1 protein-coding gene and 1 pseudogene are annotated in these 828 nt (G+C 63.8%); both read left to right on the top strand.

Annotation, left to right across the window (positions count from 1 at the left end):
- The coding region (locus EN991_RS38195) for an ABC transporter permease (protein ID WP_164769757.1) at positions 1-622 on the top strand (622 nt) is incomplete at its 5' end.
- A pseudogene (locus tag EN991_RS38190) lies at positions 619-828 on the top strand (ABC transporter permease); the annotation flags it as partial. The gene EN991_RS38195 and the pseudogene EN991_RS38190, both read left to right, overlap by 4 nt.

Genomic DNA, 828 nt, shown 5'->3' with positions numbered 1-828 from the left:
GGCGACGGTCGTCACTGCCTATCCCGTCGCCTACTACCTTGCCTTCCACGCCGGCCGGCGGCGCGGCCTGCTGCTGTTCCTGGTGACGCTGCCGTTCTGGACCAGCTATCTCCTGCGCGTCTTCGCCTGGAAGATCGTGCTCGCCTACAATGGCGTTTTGAACTCGGCGCTGATCGAAAGCGGCATCTGGTCCGAGCCGACATTGGCCTTTCTCAACACGCCGGCCGCCGTCGTCGTCACGCTGGCGCACGCCTATGCGCCTTTCGCCATCCTGCCGATCTACGTGGCGCTGGACACCATCCCGAAATCGCTGATCGAGGCCGCTTCCGATCTCGGCGCGCGGCCATTCACCTCTTTCCGCCGGATCGTGCTGCCCAATTCGATGCCGGGCGTGCTGGCGGCAGCCCTCGTCATCTTCGTGCCGACGGTCGGCGACTATGTCACGCCGGCGCTCGTCGGCGGCCCGGCCAGCACCATGATCGGCACGCTGATCCAGGCGCAATTCGGCAAGGCCAATGACTGGCCGTTTGGCGCAGCACTCTCCGTCGCCGTCATGCTGGTCATCCTGTGCGTGGTGCTGGTCGCCCGCTTCGCCGACCGCAGATTTGGCAGCCGCACATGAGCACTGCACGCACGCAGGGAGGTGGCCGCTGGCTCGGCATGTATGTCGCCGCCTATTTGGTCTTTCTCTATCTGCCGGTGCTGCTGATCCCGCTGTTTTCCTTCAACAACTCGATCCAGGCAGCGTTTCCGCTGCAAGGTTTTACCTTGCAATGGTACGCGACGCTGTTCGGCAATTCGGCGCTGACCGTTGCACTCTTGAACAGC

The sequence above is a fragment of the Mesorhizobium sp. M7A.F.Ca.US.005.03.2.1 genome (assembly GCF_003997795.1).
GTDB classification, from domain to species: domain Bacteria; phylum Pseudomonadota; class Alphaproteobacteria; order Rhizobiales; family Rhizobiaceae; genus Mesorhizobium; species Mesorhizobium ciceri.
This window is presented reverse-complemented; position numbering and strand designations above follow the sequence as displayed.